This is a genomic window from Herbaspirillum sp. C9C3 (genome assembly GCF_013359625.1).
Taxonomy (GTDB): domain Bacteria; phylum Pseudomonadota; class Gammaproteobacteria; order Burkholderiales; family Burkholderiaceae_D; genus Herbaspirillum.
In genome coordinates, this window is record NZ_JABFMQ010000060.1 from 1 (window position 1) to 1,371 (window position 1,371).

General features: G+C 62.3%; 2 protein-coding genes. Both read right to left on the reverse strand.

Annotated elements, in window-relative coordinates; genetic code table 11:
- On the reverse strand, nucleotides 1-774 hold a 774-nt coding region (locus HNO82_RS22055; RefSeq protein WP_217510003.1), incomplete at its 3' end, for a M23 family metallopeptidase.
- 22 nt (nucleotides 775-796) lie between these two features.
- A partial coding sequence (locus tag HNO82_RS22060) for a DUF2345 domain-containing protein (protein WP_175345152.1) occupies nucleotides 797-1,371 on the reverse strand: 575 nt, incomplete at its 5' end.

Below are 1,371 nucleotides of genomic sequence, written 5' to 3' on the forward strand. Positions count from 1 at the left end.
GCCCTCGGCGCCGGGATAGCGCACGCCCAGGATCATGTCACTCGCGGTGATGTGGGCGGCAGAGAGCGCAACAGGGGGATCCGGCTCCTTGTCGCGCGATGGACGGATCGGTTTCGGTGGGGCCGTCAATGCCTGCGCGGAGTGTGCCAGCGGCGGTTTGTCGTAGACCGGCGTCCCGGCGGGGATATGGAAATGGATTTCGCCGAGGATGACGTCGCGTCGTCCGTCCGAGGTGAGCGGCAACGGACCTGAAGCGCGGCCCGTGAGCCTGGCGAGATTGGCATCGTCGCAGATGATCTCGAAGTGCATGCGCCCCATCTCTCCATCGATGTAGCCTACGTTGCCGATGACCTCCTTTCGATGCAGGAAGCGATTGACGCGCGCGGCCGGTGCGATGGCATGCAGGTGCATGTAGAGGCTGAAGAAGACGACACGTGCCTGTTCCCCTTCGCCGATCTCCGCTTCATGCCTGATGACGACCACGCCATCGCTGGTGGCGCCGTTGTACATGAGGGGATGCTCGGACGGCAGGTTGGGCAAGCCTTTCGTGGGCGGACGCACAAAAACGATGGTGCCATCCGCAATGGCCCGCACGGGTTCATGGGCGTTGCCTGTCTTCGGAGCGCTCAGGTGTATTCCGCCATGCCACCCGAGATTGAAACTGACCGGGAAAGCGCCCCGGCCGGGCGCATCGCCGTTCATGGCCATATCAAGCCATTCGTCTTCGGTCTGTTGCTCCGTGCGCGGCGGCAGGAAAGGGGGACTGATCAGCATGATGCCCTCGTTGAAGAAAAATTTACTGCGAATAGGGATAGCGTTTCGGCAGATTCAAGTCACTCGCGGGCAGCAAGGGCATCGCATACGACAGGCGCGCCGGACCCGTCATCGCATGCTGCGATGCCTTGGCTTCCCATGCGCCAGCTGTTCCGTGCGTGATTCCGGAGGCGTTGATCCGGATGAAGGAGCCTCCTGCCGAAATCACTACCTCGTCTTTCGCATGAATCTCGACGCGCCCGCTCGTGGACAGCAGCCGGGCCACCTTCTCCGCGATGAGATCCAGATCGTCGCTCTGCGCCTGTACCTCCACCTTGCCCTTGGCGGAGAACAGCTTGATCCCGGCCTTGAAGGCGAACAGACCGATCTTCTCGGCCACGCTGGCCAGCAGGCTCTTCCCGGCTGCGATGCTGGTATCCGTTCCCGATGACAACGTGAGCTCCGCACCAGCATGCGCATGTACGCCTTTGGACGTAGTCAGGCCAATGCCATCCGGCGAGGCCGCCAGCAGAATGGCCTGCTTGAAACGATTGGCCTGCGCCTGCGACGGATCCTCGTAATCCGCCTGGGTGGCATCGATGAAGTCGCGCAATGACT